Below are 430 nucleotides of genomic sequence, written 5' to 3'. Positions count from 1 at the left end.
ACACGCTCGTCTTCCGCACCCGCGTGCAGTCCGACGTCGCATTCGACGAGTTCCTGGCTCAGGTCCGGGAGACGGACCTCGGCGCGTTCGCGCACGCCGACGTGCCGTTCGAGCGCCTGGTGGAGGTGCTCAACCCCGTGCGGTCGACGGCCCGCAACCCGCTGTTCCAGGTGGGCCTGTCCTTCCAGAACCTCGCACAGACGAAGCTGGAACTGCCGGGACTGACCGTCTCGCCGACCAACTTCGAGCTCGAGCTCGCCAAGACCGACCTGCAGCTGACCGTCTTCGACCGCTACGACGAGGACGGAACGCCGGCTCGCATCGACGCGACGTTCACGTGTGCGACGGACCTGTTCGACAAGGGCACCGTGGCCGGTTTCGCGGAGCGGTTCGTGCGGGTGCTCGAGGCGGTGGTGGCCGATCCGTCGGT

1 protein-coding gene is annotated in these 430 nt (G+C 67.9%); it reads left to right on the top strand.

What is annotated here, in order from left to right; genetic code table 11:
* On the top strand, positions 1-430 hold a 430-nt coding region (locus QYS60_RS25680), incomplete at both ends, for a condensation domain-containing protein (RefSeq protein ID WP_371384657.1).

Origin of the sequence: Rhodococcus sp. GXMU-t2271 (assembly GCF_041414735.1) — a bacterium.
In the GTDB taxonomy this organism is placed as follows: domain Bacteria; phylum Actinomycetota; class Actinomycetes; order Mycobacteriales; family Mycobacteriaceae; genus Rhodococcus; species Rhodococcus indonesiensis.
The sequence above is the reverse complement of the archived record's forward strand: the minus strand, read 5'-3'. Positions and strand labels throughout refer to the sequence as shown.